A 14,340-nucleotide genomic window follows, 5' to 3' on the forward strand; every position below is an offset into this window, starting at 1 on the left:
CGTAGCCGCCCATGCAACCTCGTCGCGCCAGCCCGTCCAGGCACCGCCGTCAGCCCATGAGCCTGACACGCGGCAGTTGGATCAGCCTGTTCGCCATGCTGATGATCTTTATCGGACCACTGGTTTCCCAGTTGATGCCGATGGATCAGCGCATGTCCATGCCTGTGTCCATGAGCATGGATATGGATATGAGCATGGACATGCCGGCGCAAGAACACTGCGCGCCCCAGAGCGAACACCACGCGTTATGGGAAAAATGCGGTTATTGCAGCCTGCTGTTCAACTGCCCGGCGCTGCCCGGCGGCCACACATTCGCCGTCTTCGACACCCCTCCCAGCCACACCTACACCAGCCCTTCCCCGCGCCTGGGTCATGCCCGGACGGCGTTCTTTCCGGGCGCCCGCACCCGCGCACCGCCACTCGACGCGTAAGCCCGCACCTGCTCACCCGGTCGCAAAGGACAGCCCAACGCTGCCCTGGACACGGATGAGTGCCTGACATCTGGGTCGAAGCAAACATAAAACCCGTGGGAGCGAGCCTGCTCGCGAAAGCTTTCGCGAGCAGGCTCGCTCCCACAGAGGTTGCATCGCTCAGCCGATATTTGAAGAACCGAATTTGCCCTGCGGAGCGCTTTGCAATGAGCCAACCGAAACCCAATTTCTACAACCTGGCCTGGCGCTGGCATTTTTATGCCGGGCTGTTCGTGGCGCCGTTCATGGTGATGCTGGCCCTGACCGGGATCATCTACCTGTTCAAGCCGCAACTCGATCCATTGATGTACGGCAACCTGCTGAACGTACCGGCCGGGCATCACACCCTGGCGGCGGACGACCTGCTCAAGCAGGTCCGCCAGGCCTACCCCGAAGGCCAGGTCAAACAGTACCTGCCGCCGATCAACGCCGAGCGCAGCGCGCAATTCGTGGTGATCGACAAGGGTCGGGAGCTGAATGTGTTCATCGACCCGTACCACGGCGACGTGCTCGGCGAGCAGGACGCGAAAGACAACCTGCAAGCCATGGCCCGGGCGATTCACGGTGAATTGCTGATCGGCACCGTCGGTGACCGGCTGGTGGAAATGGCTGCCGGTTGGGGCGTGGTGCTGGTGGTTTCCGGATTGTACCTGTGGTGGCCGCGCGGGCAATCCTCGGCCGGTGTGCTGTGGCCGCGCTGGAGCGCTCGCGGTCGGGTGTTCTGGCGCGACTTGCACATCGTTGTCGGTTTCTGGGGCGCGGCGTTCCTGTTGGTGATGCTGCTCAGCGGCATGACCTGGACCGGCTTCTGGGGCAAGCAGTACGCGGACCTGTGGAACCGCTTTCCGGCGGCGATGTGGAACGACGTACCGAAGTCCGACATCGAGGCCGGCAGCCTCAACAATGCCCATCGCCAGACCGTGCCCTGGGCGGTAGAGAACACGCCAATGCCGATGTCCGGCGACCACGCCGAACACATGGCCCACGGCGGCATGCACGAAGGCCCCGCCGCGCCGACCGTCAGTTTGCAAGCGGTGCAGGACATCGCCACCGAGCGCAAGGTCGAGCCCGGCTACAGCATCACCCTGCCAACGACCGCCTCGGGCGTATTCACCATCGCCGTGTTTGCCGATGACCCGCGCAACGACGCGACCTTGCACGTGGACCAGTACACCGGAAAAGTCCTGGCCGACGTGCGCTGGGAGCACTACAACCTCGTTGCCCGCGCCACTGAAACCGGGGTGATGCTGCACGAAGGCAAGATGTTCGGTCCGGTGAACCAGATCATCGTCCTGCTGATCTGCCTGATGATCCTGCTCAGCGCCGTGAGCGGAATGGTGATCTGGTGGAAACGCCGGCCCCAGGGCAAGTTCGGCGTGCCGCCACTGCGCCACGACCTGCCGACGTGGAAGACCGGTGTGTTCATCATGTTGGCCCTGGCGGTGGTGTTCCCGTTGGTGGGGGCGTCGCTGGTGGTGGTGTGGCTGTTGGACCGGCTTGTTACCCGGTTCAATCGCCAGCCTGAGGCCGCTTCATCTTCAAGCTGAGAATTGCGCGTTAACGGAAAGCGGCGCGAAAGCTCTACAATCGCGCCCGCCTTCCAAACCTAAACACCATCCCTGTGGGAGCGAGCTTGCTCGCGATGGCGGCAGTACTTCAACAATGATGCAAGCTGAACCACCGCTATCGCGAGCAAGCTCGCTCCCACAAGGGACCCGCGCGCCGCCCATGATTCGAGTAAATGCATGACCTCGCTAACCCTCTCCCACCTCGCCTGGACCCCGCTGGGCCATGGCCACTGCCATCACCAGTTCCAACTGCGTGATGCCACGTTGCAGGTGGCGACCGGGGAGTTTGTCGGGTTGATCGGGCCCAACGGCAGCGGCAAGACCAGCCTGTTGCGCTGCGCCTACCGCTTCAGCCGGCCAGAAAGCGGTGAGGTCAGACTCGAACACCACAACGTCTGGAAACAGCCCTCGCGCTGGTGCGCCCAACGCATCGCCGTGGTGCTGCAAGAGTTTCCCGACGCCTTCGGCCTGACGGTGGATGAGGTGGTCGCGATGGGGCGCACGCCGCACAAGGGTCTGTTCGATGGTGACAATCAGGAAGATCGCCGACTGGTGCTCCAGGCATTGGAGTCGGCCGGGCTTGCAGGCTTTGGCGACCATGCATTCGCCACGCTCTCGGGCGGTGAGAAGCAACGGGTGATCCTCGCACGCGCCCTGGCCCAGCAGCCGCAGTTGCTGATCCTCGACGAACCGACCAATCACCTCGACCCGCGCTATCAATTGCAGTTGCTGCAACTGATCAAGGGCCTGGGCATCGGCACCCTCGCCAGCATTCATGACCTGAACCTTGCCGCCGCGTTCTGCGACCGCCTGTACGTGATCGAACACGGGCGCATCGTCGCCAGCGGCACGCCCAGGGACGTCCTCACTGTCGACCTGTTGCGCGAAGTGTTCGGCGTCGCGGCCCTGGTGGACGAACACCCGCTGGCCGGCTACCCACGAATCACCTGGATAACCCAACCATGATCCTGCGTCCCCTGCTGTTGCTTCCGTTATTGCTGGCAAGTTTGCATGTCCAGGCCGAGGCCAGCCGCTACCCGCTGACGATCCAGAGCTGCAACCGCCAAGTGGTGTTCAACGAGGCCCCTCGGCACGCCCTCAGCCATGACATCAACATGACCCAGATGATGCTGGCCCTGGGGCTAAAGCCACGCATGGTTGGCTACAGCGGCATCAGCGGCTGGAAATCGGTGACGCCGGACATGGCCAAGATCCTCGATGGCCTGCCGGAGCTGGCCGCCAAATATCCCTCGGTGGAAACCCTGCTCGACGCCAACGTCGATTTCTTCTTCGCCGGTTGGGACTACGGCATGCGCGTCGGCGGCGACCTGACTCCGCAGACCCTGCAACCGCTGGGCATCAACGTCTACGAACTGACCGAGTCCTGCGCGTTCGTGATGAAACGCCCGGCGGCCTCGCTGGAGGACACCTACAACGACCTGCGCAACCTTGGGAAAATCTTCGACGTGCAGGATCGCGCCAACGCGCTGATCGCCACGATGCAGGCCCAGGTGGCCGAAGTGCGCAAGCACCTGCCAACCCGACAACCGCGGGTATTCCTGTATGACAGCGGCGAAGACCGGGCCATGACCTCCGGCCGCCTGGGCATGCCCGAGGCCCTGATCGACGCGGCCGGCGGGCGCAACATTCTGGATGACGTGGATACCAGTTGGACCCGCGTCAACTGGGAGAACGTGGTAGAGCGCAATCCCCAGGTCATCGTGATCGTCGATTACGGCGAAGTCAGTGCCGAGCAGAAACAGCAATTCCTGTTGAACAACCCGGCCCTGCAATCAGTCGATGCGATCAAGCACCGGCGCTTCGTCGTGATCCCTTACGTGCAGGCCACGCCGGGTATCGATAACGTGCTGGCGGTGCAAACCCTGGCGCGGGGTTTCCACGGCCAATGAACGATCGTCGCTATGGTGCACTGCTGCTACTGCTCGGCGCGCTGCTACTGGTGTCGTGCGTGGTGTCGCTGGGTTTCGGGCCGGCACGGATTCCAGTGGCGGTGGTCTGGGATCTGCTGCTGCACAAGGCCTTCGGTGTCGGCGAGGTGCATTGGACAGCCGGCCAGGAGCATATCGTCTGGCTGATCCGCGTCCCGCGCCTGCTGCTCGGGGCGCTGGTAGGCGCAGGGTTGGCGTTGATCGGCGCGGTGCTGCAAGCGGTGACACGCAACCCGCTGGCCGATCCGCACCTGCTTGGCGTCACCTCCGGCGCCACCCTCGGGGCGGTCATCGTGGTGTTGCATGTCGGCGAGATCATCGGCGTGCTGACCCTGCCGCTGGCCGCCTTCATCGGCGCGCTGTCGAGTATGTTGCTGGTGCTGGCCATCGCTGCCCGCCAGGGCCGCCTGGAGAGCGATCGCCTGCTGCTCTGCGGCGTAGCGGTGTCGTTCGTGATGATGGCGGCGGCCAACCTGCTGCTGTTCCTCGGTGACCATCGCGCCAGTTCGGCGGTGATGTTCTGGATGCTCGGCGGCCTGGGCCTGGCACGCTGGGAACTGCTCGCGGTGCCAGCCGCCAGTGTATTGCTGGGGCTGGTGTTGCTGCTGGGCATGGCCCGGCCGTTGAACGCGCTGATGGCCGGGGAGCAGACCGCCGTGACCCTGGGGCTGAACGCGGCAAAGGTGCGATTATGGATCTTCCTGATTGCGTCGCTGATGACCGGCGTACTGGTGTCCATCAGCGGCTCGATCGGTTTTGTCGGGCTGATGGTGCCCCACATCGCGCGACGCCTGGTGGGCGCCGAGCATCGTCGGCTGCTGCCGGCCTGCGTGCTGCTGGGCAGCCTGTTCCTGGTATGGGTGGACGTGGCGGCTCGCACGCTGATCGCGCCGGAGGATTTGCCGATCGGGGTCGCTACAGCCGCTATCGGTGGGCTGTTCTTTATTGGTCTGATGCGCCGTCGCTGAAAAGATGCTTCCTCTTGTACACGCCGAATAGCTCGGTACCAAGGCCGCCATTTCGAAAATGCTCCAGCTCCGCTCGAACCATATCAATGACCAACGCCCGGTCCTCGGCCTTTGCAAGATTAAAATTTCCACTGTAGGCGAGATTGACCATTCGCCAGAGGAAGCAGTTGGTACGGTAAACATCTACCGGCTTGAGCCAACGTTCGAGGAGCGCGGTAATTTCCTCACTTCGAATACCCTCGAAGCACCCGATCGAGTGGTCCTTGTCTGGAATGACAGCATCGACAACCCGGGTGTCGGCGTTCAGCCGGTAGCGTGCCGGCAATGCCGAGAACGCGGCATCAGCCGCAATTATTGCCTCAGGCCACAAGCGATTGCCATTGCGCCCCACGGCCTCACCCACACTCCAGAACTCGCCATCGTTTTTCAAACTATGGGAGATAAAGAGCATCACTTTTTCCAGCTCGATCAAATGGTGCAATGCCGAGACGCAGATAATAACGTCCCACTGCTCACCGGTAGGCACCAGGTTATTCGCATCGGCCACGATCAGATCGAGGCCGACCCCTGAAGAAAACTGCTTCGCCGCGATGTGAAGCAGGTCTTCATTGATATCCAGCAGTGACCATTCCACGCCTTCCGGAACAGCGGCCGACAGACCTGCTTCTATCCGCGCGGCACCACTGCAGATCGACAGGACTTTTATTGCACCGTGATCCCTGACTTTCCGACGTAGCCTTGCTTGAAAGTCGGGCGGCGTTTGCGGGACGTTCGCCCTCAGCATACGAGTGGCATAGGAGTAGGCGACCTCTCCTTCAAACGGTTCCAGAATCACCATCTCGGACTGGGCACCCTGCCCTTGCGCTGGAGCCAGTCCATTCAATCGGCGAACGTTGCGAGCTACGCCCATGGCCGCTTCACTCTGTCGCTCCTGAACGCTCGAGTAAAACTCGTTCCGGTAGACGCTACTGAAGTGTGCTATCTCGTTTTTCACGCGCATCTGATGGTGTGTTTTCGCCAGGAGAAGCTTCATCACTCCTTCCCTGGCAACGCACAAGTCAGCTATCGCCAACCAGTCGGCTGTAGGGTCATTTTTGGCCCCTGGCCCGCACGTTACCAAGAGACGGCCACGTTTCCCCGCCAACCAAGCCAGATCCAGATCGACCGACCGCCATTCCGACGGCGTAGATCCTCCGCAAATATGAAAGATCCCGAGTGGGAATTTGGTTTGACCTGGATCATCGACAAAAACAACTGAACACGTGAGCCCGTCGACACTGATGCCTGGCAGCGCTGCCGAAAAACGAATGTAGAGTCTGGAATCGGAAAACACATCCAGCTGGCTACTTCGCAGATGTTCCCCGGCGGTGAGAATCAGCGAATATCTCGCTTCTCGCAAATGCGTCACGTGCATCCATTGCGGATGCCCGGCCGGTTTGACTTCAGGCAACACGGCGAATGCTGCCGTCTCGTCGAGAAGAAAATAACTTGCAGCGCCAGAGTCAGTATTCAAACGGCTTTCCTTACTTCGCAATGGCAGAAGAGTCAGCATAGTCGGGCGGGCGATAATTTCACCTTGGGTCAACCTCATCCGCGCCCCAATGCGGAGCGCCATCCTGCACCAGCATCAGCGATGTGGTCGCTGATGGTGCATCGTCACTTCCCTCTCTCGCCGTCGAGCCCGCATTTCAAAGCTTTCCCCCGACCGGGCACACCCCTTGCAAAAGCGCTTTAAGCGTTTGCATCTGCCATCCAGAAAAACATAAAGACCACGGAGATCGCACAATGAAGCGTCGTAGCTTGATCAAGGCTTTTACACTCTCGGCAAGCATTGCCGCGATGGGCATGGCCTGGACCGTCCAGGCCGCCGAGACCATCAAGGTCGGCATCCTGCATTCGTTGTCCGGGACCATGGCGATCTCCGAAACGTCCCTCAAGGACATGGCGTTGATGACCATTGACGAGATCAACGCCAAGGGTGGCGTGAACGGCAAGAAGCTTGAAGCGGTGGTCGTGGACCCGGCATCGAATTGGCCGCTGTTCGCTGAAAAGGGCCGCCAGTTGCTGACCCAGGACAAGGTCGCCGTGGTGTTCGGCTGCTGGACCTCGGTGTCGCGCAAATCCGTGTTGCCGGTGTTCGAAGAACTCAACGGCCTGCTGTTCTACCCAGTGCAGTACGAAGGCGAAGAGATGTCGCCGAACGTGTTCTACACCGGCGCAGCGCCAAACCAGCAGGCAATTCCGGCGGTGGAGTACCTGATGAGCGAAGAAGGCGGCAGCGCCAAGCGCTACTTCCTGCTGGGCACCGACTACGTCTACCCGCGCACCACCAACAAGATCCTGCGTTCGTTCCTGCATTCCAAAGGCGTGGCGGACAAGGATATCGAAGAGGTCTACACCCCGTTCGGCCACAGCGATTACCAGACCATCGTCGCCAACATCAAGAAATTCTCTGCCGGCGGCAAGACAGCCGTCATCTCCACGGTCAATGGCGATTCCAACGTACCGTTTTATAAAGAGCTGGCGAACCAGGGCTTGAAAGCCACCGATGTACCGGTCGTGGCCTTCTCGGTGGGCGAAGAGGAGCTGCGCGGCATCGACACCAAACCGCTGGTGGGTAACCTGGCGGCGTGGAACTACTTCGAATCCGTGGATAACCCGGCGAACAAGAAGTTCGTCGATTCGTGGAAAGCCTACGCCAAGGCCAAGAACCTGCCGGGCGCCGACAAAGCGGTAACCAACGACCCGATGGAAGCCACCTACGTCGGCATCCACATGTGGGCGCAAGCGGTGGAAAAAGCCAAGTCCACCGATGTCGACAAAGTCCGCGAAGCCCTGGCCGGCCAGACCTTCGCCGCGCCGTCTGGCTACACCCTGACCATGGACAAGACCAACCATCACCTGCACAAGCCGGTGATGATCGGCGAGATCCAGGCCGACGGTCAGTTCAACGTGGTCTGGCAGACCGAAGGGCCGATCCGCGCGCAACCGTGGAGCCCGTTCATCGCCGGCAACGACAAGAAGCCTGACTATGCGGTGAAGAGCAACTGAGCCCATGGGTGTCGGCCCTGAATCTAGGGGTCAACACCCATCCCTTGTGGGAGCGAGCCTGCTCGCGAATACGGAGGGTCAGCCAGCACTCATGTCGCTGATACACCGCATTCGTCGGATCGCCGCCCGGAGCAGGCTCGCTCCCACAGAGAAAGAAGTTCGCGCAAGGCCTAGCATATGCCCACCGTCCTCCACCGCTTGATCCTCGCCATCGCACTGTTACTGCCGATGGCCTCATACGCCGGCGAAGCCGAAGACTTCGTCGCCGCCAACCCGACCCAGCAGGCCAAGTTCCTGGAAGCCTGGGCCGCGCAGCCCGACCCGGCACGCGTCGAATTGATCAATGCCCTGCAGCAAGGCCAATTGACCATCGACGGCCAGCCAAAGACCCTGCGCCTGAACAACCGCTTGCGAGGGCTGATCGAAACCGCTCTCGCCAGCCACCAGCTACTCGCCGCGGACGCCCGTGTGCGCCTGGCCGCCGCGCAGCAATTGCAAAAAAGTGCCCGCCCCGCGCAACTGGCGTTCCTTGATCGGCAACTGGCCGGCGAGCAGGACGAAGACGTGCATGCCGCCCTGAGCCTGGCCCTGGCGAACCTGCAACTGGTGGATGCCAATCCTGCCGTGCGCCTGGCCGCCGTCCGCCTGTTGGGGGAAACCGGCGACCCGCTGGCCCGCACCCGCCTGGAAACTCTGCTCGAACCCGGCGTCGAAACCGATGCCGCCGTGCGCACCGCCGCTGAAACCAGCCTCGGCCAGGTCAAGCGCAAACTGCTTATCGGCGAGTTGCTGGGCCAGGCCTTCAGCGGCATGTCCCTGGGCTCGATCCTGCTGCTCGCCGCCCTCGGCCTGGCAATCACCTTCGGCCTGCTCGGGGTGATCAACATGGCCCACGGCGAGATGCTGATGCTCGGCGCCTACTCCACGTATGTGGTGCAGATGCTGTTCCAGCGCTTCGCCCCGAACGCCATCGAGTTCTACCCGCTGATCGCCCTGCCGGTGGCGTTTTTCATCACCGCGGCCATCGGCATGGCCCTGGAGCGCACGGTGATCCGCCACCTCTACGGGCGCCCGCTGGAAACCCTGCTCGCTACCTGGGGCATCAGCCTGATGCTGATTCAGCTGGTGCGCCTGGTGTTCGGCGCGCAGAACGTCGAAGTCGCCAACCCGGCCTGGCTCTCGGGTGGGATCCAGGTGCTGCCGAACCTGGTGCTGCCGTACAACCGCATCGTGATCATCGCCTTCGCGCTGTTCGTGGTGGTCCTGACCTGGCTGTTGCTGAACAAGACGCGCCTGGGCCTGAACGTGCGCGCCGTGACCCAGAACCGCAACATGGCCGCCTGCTGCGGCGTGCCCACCGGGCGGGTCGACATGCTCGCTTTCGGCCTCGGCTCGGGCATCGCCGGGCTCGGCGGCGTGGCTTTGAGCCAGATCGGCAACGTCGGCCCGGACCTGGGCCAGAGCTACATCATCGACTCGTTCCTGGTGGTTGTACTCGGCGGCGTCGGCCAACTGGCCGGCAGCGTGTTCGCCGCGTTCGGCCTGGGCATCGCCAACAAGATCCTCGAACCGCAGATCGGCGCCGTGCTCGGCAAGATCCTGATCCTTGCGCTGATCATTCTGTTCATCCAGAAGCGTCCGCAAGGTCTCTTCGCGCTTAAAGGACGGGTAATCGACTGATGAACCAGCCCCTGATGCTCACGGCCACACAAAAGGCCGGTCCCAAACTCACCGTTGCCGTCGGCGCGGTGATCCTCGCCGTGCTGCTGAGCCTGCCGTTGCTGTCGTTGCTGGCGGCGGACAATCCGCTGCACATCTCGGCCTACACGCTGACCCTGGTGGGCAAGATCCTCTGCTATGCCATCGTCGCCCTGGCGCTGGACCTGGTCTGGGGCTACGCCGGCCTGCTCTCCCTCGGCCACGGCCTGTTCTTCGCCCTGGGCGGCTACGCCATGGGCATGTACCTGATGCGCCAGGCCGCCGGTGACGGCCTTCCGGCATTCATGACGTTTTTGTCGTGGACCGAACTGCCCTGGTACTGGGCCGGGACCGACAGTTTCCTCTGGGCGCTGTGCCTGGTGGTGCTGGCACCGGGTTTGCTGGCACTGGTTTTCGGCTTCTTCGCGTTTCGCTCGCGGATCAAGGGCGTGTATTTCTCGATCATGACCCAGGCCCTTACCTTCGCCGGGATGCTGCTGTTTTTCCGCAACGAGACGGGTTTTGGCGGCAATAACGGCTTCACCAATTTCCGTTCGATCCTGGGCTTTGGCATCACCGAGCCGGGCACCCGCGCGGTGCTGTTTTTTGCCACGGTGCTGTTGCTGGTGGCGAGCCTGTTCATCGGTTGGCGCCTGGCCCGCAGCAAGTTCGGACGGGTGCTGACGGCCCTGCGCGATGCGGAAAACCGCCTGATGTTCTGCGGCTACGATCCCCGTGGTTTCAAGCTGTTCGTCTGGGTGCTGAGCGCAGTGTTGTGCGGCCTGGCGGGGGCGCTGTACGTGCCGCAGGTGGGCATTATCAACCCCAGCGAAATGTCGCCAACCAACTCAATCGAAGCTGCCGTGTGGGTGGCCCTTGGCGGGCGCGGCACGCTAATCGGACCGCTGCTGGGCGCTGGCGTGGTCAATGGCATGAAGAGCTGGTTCACCGTGGCGTTTCCTGAGTACTGGCTGTTCTTCCTCGGCGCGTTGTTCATTGTCGTGACGCTGTATCTGCCCAAGGGCGTGATCGGCTTGCTGAAGAAAAGGGGCGAATGATGCGAATCACACCCACGGCGGACTTCATGCTCGAACCGATTATCGAGCCCCCTGTCGATGCCAATCGGGACCAAGGCAGCAGCCGCGATGCGATCGGCCTCGGCCAAGCCGCTGGCGTGGGCCTGGACACCCGCCACGGCACCATCCTGACCCTGGAAGACATCAGCGTCAGCTTCGACGGCTTCAAGGCGCTCAACGATCTGAACCTGTACATCGGCGTCGGCGAATTGCGCTGCATCATCGGCCCCAACGGTGCCGGCAAGACCACCTTGATGGACGTCATTACCGGCAAGACCCGACCCAGCCACGGCAAGGCCTGGTTTGGCGAAACCCTGGACCTGACCAGCATGAGCGAAGTGCAGATTGCCCAGGCCGGTATCGGCCGCAAGTTCCAGAAGCCGACGGTGTTCGAAGCCCTGAGCGTGTTCGAAAATCTGGAGCTGGCGCTCAAGACCGACAAATCGGTATGGGCCAGCCTGCGGGCGAAACTGACCGGCGAGCAACATGACCGTATCGGCGAAGTGCTCGAAACCATCCGCCTCACCGCCTCGGTCAATCGCGCCGCCGGGTTGCTGTCTCACGGGCAGAAGCAATTTCTCGAGATCGGCATGCTGCTGGTCCAGGACCCGCAACTGCTGCTGCTCGACGAACCGGTGGCGGGCATGACCGACGCCGAAACCGACTTCACCGCCGAGCTGTTCAAGTCCCTGGCCGGCAAACATTCGCTGATGGTGGTGGAACACGACATGGGCTTCGTCGGCGCGATCGCTGATCACGTCACCGTGCTGCACCAGGGCAGTGTGCTGGCCGAAGGGTCGCTGGGGCAGGTGCAGGCCGATGAGCGGGTGATCGAGGTGTATCTCGGTCGATGAGGCGATAGAAGTTGCTTTCCTGTGGGAGCGAGCCTGCTCGCGAAGCAACGGAACATTCAACACGAATATCGACTGACACATCGCTTTCGCGAGCAGGCTCGCTCCCACAGGGGGCATAAGGGGATTCAAACAATGCTGCAAGTCGACAAGCTGCACCAGTACTACGGCGGTAGCCACATCCTGCGGGGCCTGTCGTTCGACGTGAAGGTCGGCGAGGTGACGTGCCTGCTGGGCCGCAACGGTGTGGGCAAGACCACCCTGCTCAAATGCCTGATGGGCCTGCTGCCGGCCAAGGAAGGCGTGGTGAACTGGGAAGGCAAGGCCATCACCACCTTCAAGCCGCACCAGCGGGTGCATGCCGGCATCGCTTACGTGCCCCAGGGCCGGGAGATTTTCGCTCGGCTGACGGTGGAAGAAAACCTGCTGATGGGCCTGTCGCGTTTTCCCGGTTCCGAAGCCAAGGAGGTGCCGGCCTTTATCTATGAACTGTTCCCGGTGCTGCTACAGATGAAACAACGCCGCGGCGGTGACCTGTCTGGTGGCCAGCAACAGCAGCTCGCCATTGGCCGGGCCCTGGCCAGCCGTCCGCGCCTGCTGATTCTCGACGAGCCCACCGAAGGCATCCAGCCGTCGGTGATCAAGGAGATTGGCGCGGTCATCAAGAAACTCGCGGCGCGGGGCGACATGGCGATCTTGCTGGTGGAGCAGTTCTACGACTTCGCCGCCGAGCTGGCCGATCAGTACCTGGTGATGTCCCGGGGCGAAATTGTCCAGCAGGGTCGCGGCGAAAATATGGAGGCAGAGGGTGTGCGCGGGCTGGTAACGATCTAGTCTTGGCGTCCCGACGATAATCAGAAAATCATGAATCTACCTGTATCGCCCTCCGCCCTGTTCACCCCCAGCTGGCATGCCGAGCTGGACTTGGGCTATGCCCGATTCGGCGACTGCACGCGTCCGGTCCAGCGTCGCCACAAAGGTCCGCTGCGGGTGCAGAAACACCTGTACGCCGAAGGTCCCGAAGTCTGCCAGCACATCATCGTCCACCCGCCCGGCGGGATTGCCGGCGGTGATCGGCTGGACATCTCGGCTCACGTCGGCCCCGGTGCCTGGGCGCAACTGACCAGCCCCGGCGCGGCCAAGTGGTACCGCGCGGCCGGCCCGGCGTACCAGCAACTGAAACTGAGCGTGGCTGGCGGTGCGACCCTGGAATGGCTGCCTCAGGAAACCATCGTGTTCAGCGCGGCCCAGGCCGAACTCAGCACCTGCATCGATCTGCAGGGCGACGCCCGGCTGTTCTACTGGGACATGGTTGCCCTCGGCCGACCGGCCAGCGGCGAACGCTTCGACCTCGGCCACTTTCAATCGCGGCTGGACATTCGCCGCGACGGCCAGTTGTTGTGGCATGAACGCCAGCGCATTGTCGGCGGTGACGGCTTGCTCGATTCCCCCATCGGGCTGGGCGGTGATCCGGTGTTTGCGACGTTGCTGGTAACCGGCGAGATCGACAGCGAGCTGCTGGAGCGCTGCCGATCCCTCGGCCATGCCGTGCGCGGCGACCTGACCCAGTTGCCCGGCCTGGTCGTCGCCCGCTGCCTGGCGAGCGAGGCATTACTGGCGCGCGGGTGGCTGATTGAATTATGGCGCTTGCTCAGGCCCGCATTGCTCGGACGAGAGGCCATTCCACCGAGAATCTGGAGTACCTGAATTTGCTTTTACCTGTGGGAGCGAGCTTGCTCGCGATAGCGGTGTATCAGCCAACCATTATGTTGAATGTTCGATTGCCATCGCGAGCAAGCTCGCTCCCACAAGGGATCGGTGTTTACTGCGAAAAAAATTATCTGCCCTTACTGGACTGCACATGGACCTGACCCCACGCGAAAAAGACAAGCTGCTGATCTTCACCGCCGGCCTCGTCGCCGAGCGGCGCCTGGCTCGTGGCCTGAAGCTCAACTATCCGGAAGCCATGGCCTACATTTCCGCCGCGCTGCTGGAAGGCGCTCGTGACGGCCAGACCGTGGCCGAGCTGATGCACTACGGCACAACGCTGCTGAGCCGCGAGCAGGTGATGGAAGGCATTCCGGAAATGATCCCCGAGATCCAGGTCGAGGCGACATTCCCCGACGGCACCAAACTGGTCACCGTCCACCAGCCCATCGCCTGAGGTCGCGGCATGACTTATCAGATTCGTGACGCCCGCCCTGCCGACCTGCCGGCGATCCGTGACATCTACAACGATGCGGTCCTCAACACCACGGCGATCTGGAACGAACAGGCTGTGGACCTGGGCAATCGCCAGGCCTGGTTCAGCGCCCGGCAAACCCAGGGTTATCCGGTGCTGGTGATCAGCGACGCCGAAGATGACGTGCTCGGCTACGCTTCATTCGGCGACTGGCGGCCGTTCGACGGTTTCCGCCACACCGTGGAGCATTCGGTGTACGTACGCAGCGATCAACGTGGCAATGGGCTCGGCCCGTTGCTGATGGGTGCGCTGATCGAGCGCGCCAGGGTTGGCGGCAAACACGTGATGGTTGCAGCCATCGAGAGCGGCAACGCGGCGTCGATTCGCCTGCACGAGCGGGCCGGTTTTGCCATCACCGGGCAGATGCCCCAGGTGGGCACCAAGTTTGGTCGCTGGCTGGACCTGACCTTCATGCAGTTGGTCCTCAATCCCGGGGCGCCACCGCCCACCATCGACAAGGAGTGATA

The 14,340-nt window shown here is 62.4% G+C and carries 14 protein-coding genes; 13 read left to right on the forward strand and 1 reads right to left on the reverse strand.

Features of this window, described 5'->3' with window-relative positions:
- Positions 1-11 precede the first annotated feature (11 nt).
- From J3P84_RS24485 to J3P84_RS24505, 5 genes are all read left to right on the forward strand, one after another.
- Positions 12-431 (forward strand): DUF2946 domain-containing protein, encoded by a 420-nt coding sequence (locus tag J3P84_RS24485; RefSeq protein ID WP_434626325.1) that lies wholly within the window; start codon positions 12-14, stop codon positions 429-431.
- A gap of 206 nt (positions 432-637) precedes the next feature.
- Positions 638-2,017, forward strand: coding sequence for a PepSY-associated TM helix domain-containing protein (locus J3P84_RS24490; RefSeq protein ID WP_434626326.1), 1,380 nt, complete (start codon positions 638-640; stop codon positions 2,015-2,017).
- Between the two features lie 198 nt (positions 2,018-2,215).
- The gene (locus J3P84_RS24495) at positions 2,216-3,004 is read left to right on the forward strand and encodes an ABC transporter ATP-binding protein (protein WP_434626327.1); all 789 of its coding nucleotides are present in this window, start codon (positions 2,216-2,218) and stop codon (positions 3,002-3,004) included.
- Positions 3,001-3,948, forward strand: a complete 948-nt coding sequence (locus J3P84_RS24500) for an ABC transporter substrate-binding protein (protein WP_434626328.1) — start codon at positions 3,001-3,003, stop codon at positions 3,946-3,948. The genes J3P84_RS24495 and J3P84_RS24500 overlap by 4 nt, the downstream gene beginning before the upstream one ends.
- Complete coding sequence (locus J3P84_RS24505; RefSeq protein WP_434626330.1) at positions 3,945-4,955, forward strand: FecCD family ABC transporter permease; 1,011 nt, start codon at positions 3,945-3,947, stop codon at positions 4,953-4,955. Before J3P84_RS24500 ends, J3P84_RS24505 begins: the two co-directional genes overlap by 4 nt.
- Here the strand turns inward: J3P84_RS24505 and J3P84_RS24510 are convergent.
- On the reverse strand, positions 4,930-6,468 hold the full coding sequence (locus tag J3P84_RS24510) for a class I SAM-dependent methyltransferase (RefSeq protein WP_434626331.1): 1,539 nt from the start codon (positions 6,466-6,468) through the stop codon (positions 4,930-4,932). The two genes, J3P84_RS24505 and J3P84_RS24510, sit on opposite strands and share 26 nt — an antisense overlap.
- A gap of 272 nt (positions 6,469-6,740) precedes the next feature.
- Between J3P84_RS24510 and urtA the strand changes: the two genes are divergently transcribed.
- From urtA to J3P84_RS24550, 8 genes are all read left to right on the forward strand, one after another.
- Positions 6,741-8,006, forward strand: coding sequence for an urea ABC transporter substrate-binding protein (gene urtA, locus J3P84_RS24515; RefSeq protein ID WP_025211599.1), 1,266 nt, complete (start codon positions 6,741-6,743; stop codon positions 8,004-8,006).
- A gap of 177 nt (positions 8,007-8,183) precedes the next feature.
- On the forward strand, positions 8,184-9,686 hold the full coding sequence (gene urtB / locus J3P84_RS24520) for an urea ABC transporter permease subunit UrtB (protein WP_434626333.1): 1,503 nt from the start codon (positions 8,184-8,186) through the stop codon (positions 9,684-9,686).
- Positions 9,686-10,762, forward strand: a complete 1,077-nt coding sequence (gene urtC, locus J3P84_RS24525; protein WP_434626335.1) for an urea ABC transporter permease subunit UrtC — start codon at positions 9,686-9,688, stop codon at positions 10,760-10,762. The genes urtB and urtC overlap by 1 nt, the downstream gene beginning before the upstream one ends.
- The gene (gene urtD, locus J3P84_RS24530; protein WP_434626336.1) at positions 10,762-11,634 is read left to right on the forward strand and encodes an urea ABC transporter ATP-binding protein UrtD; all 873 of its coding nucleotides are present in this window, start codon (positions 10,762-10,764) and stop codon (positions 11,632-11,634) included. The genes urtC and urtD overlap by 1 nt, the downstream gene beginning before the upstream one ends.
- 132 nt (positions 11,635-11,766) lie before the next feature.
- Entirely contained in the window at positions 11,767-12,465 is a 699-nt protein-coding gene (gene urtE / locus J3P84_RS24535) for an urea ABC transporter ATP-binding subunit UrtE (protein WP_434626337.1), read from the forward strand.
- Positions 12,466-12,495: 30 nt separating this feature from the next.
- A complete protein-coding gene (locus tag J3P84_RS24540; RefSeq protein WP_434626338.1) occupies positions 12,496-13,338 on the forward strand; it encodes an urease accessory protein UreD in 843 nt (280 codons plus the stop codon).
- Positions 13,339-13,492: 154 nt separating this feature from the next.
- Positions 13,493-13,795: an urease subunit gamma gene (gene ureA / locus J3P84_RS24545; protein WP_003197350.1), complete on the forward strand. Its 303-nt coding sequence runs from the start codon at positions 13,493-13,495 to the stop codon at positions 13,793-13,795.
- Positions 13,796-13,804: 9 nt separating this feature from the next.
- Positions 13,805-14,338, forward strand: a complete 534-nt coding sequence (locus J3P84_RS24550) for a GNAT family N-acetyltransferase (RefSeq protein ID WP_434626339.1) — start codon at positions 13,805-13,807, stop codon at positions 14,336-14,338.
- The last annotated feature ends 2 nt before the right edge of the window (positions 14,339-14,340 follow it).

Origin of the sequence: Pseudomonas sp. Z1-29 (genome assembly GCF_051131995.1) — a bacterium.
Classification (GTDB): Bacteria; Pseudomonadota; Gammaproteobacteria; order Pseudomonadales; family Pseudomonadaceae; genus Aquipseudomonas.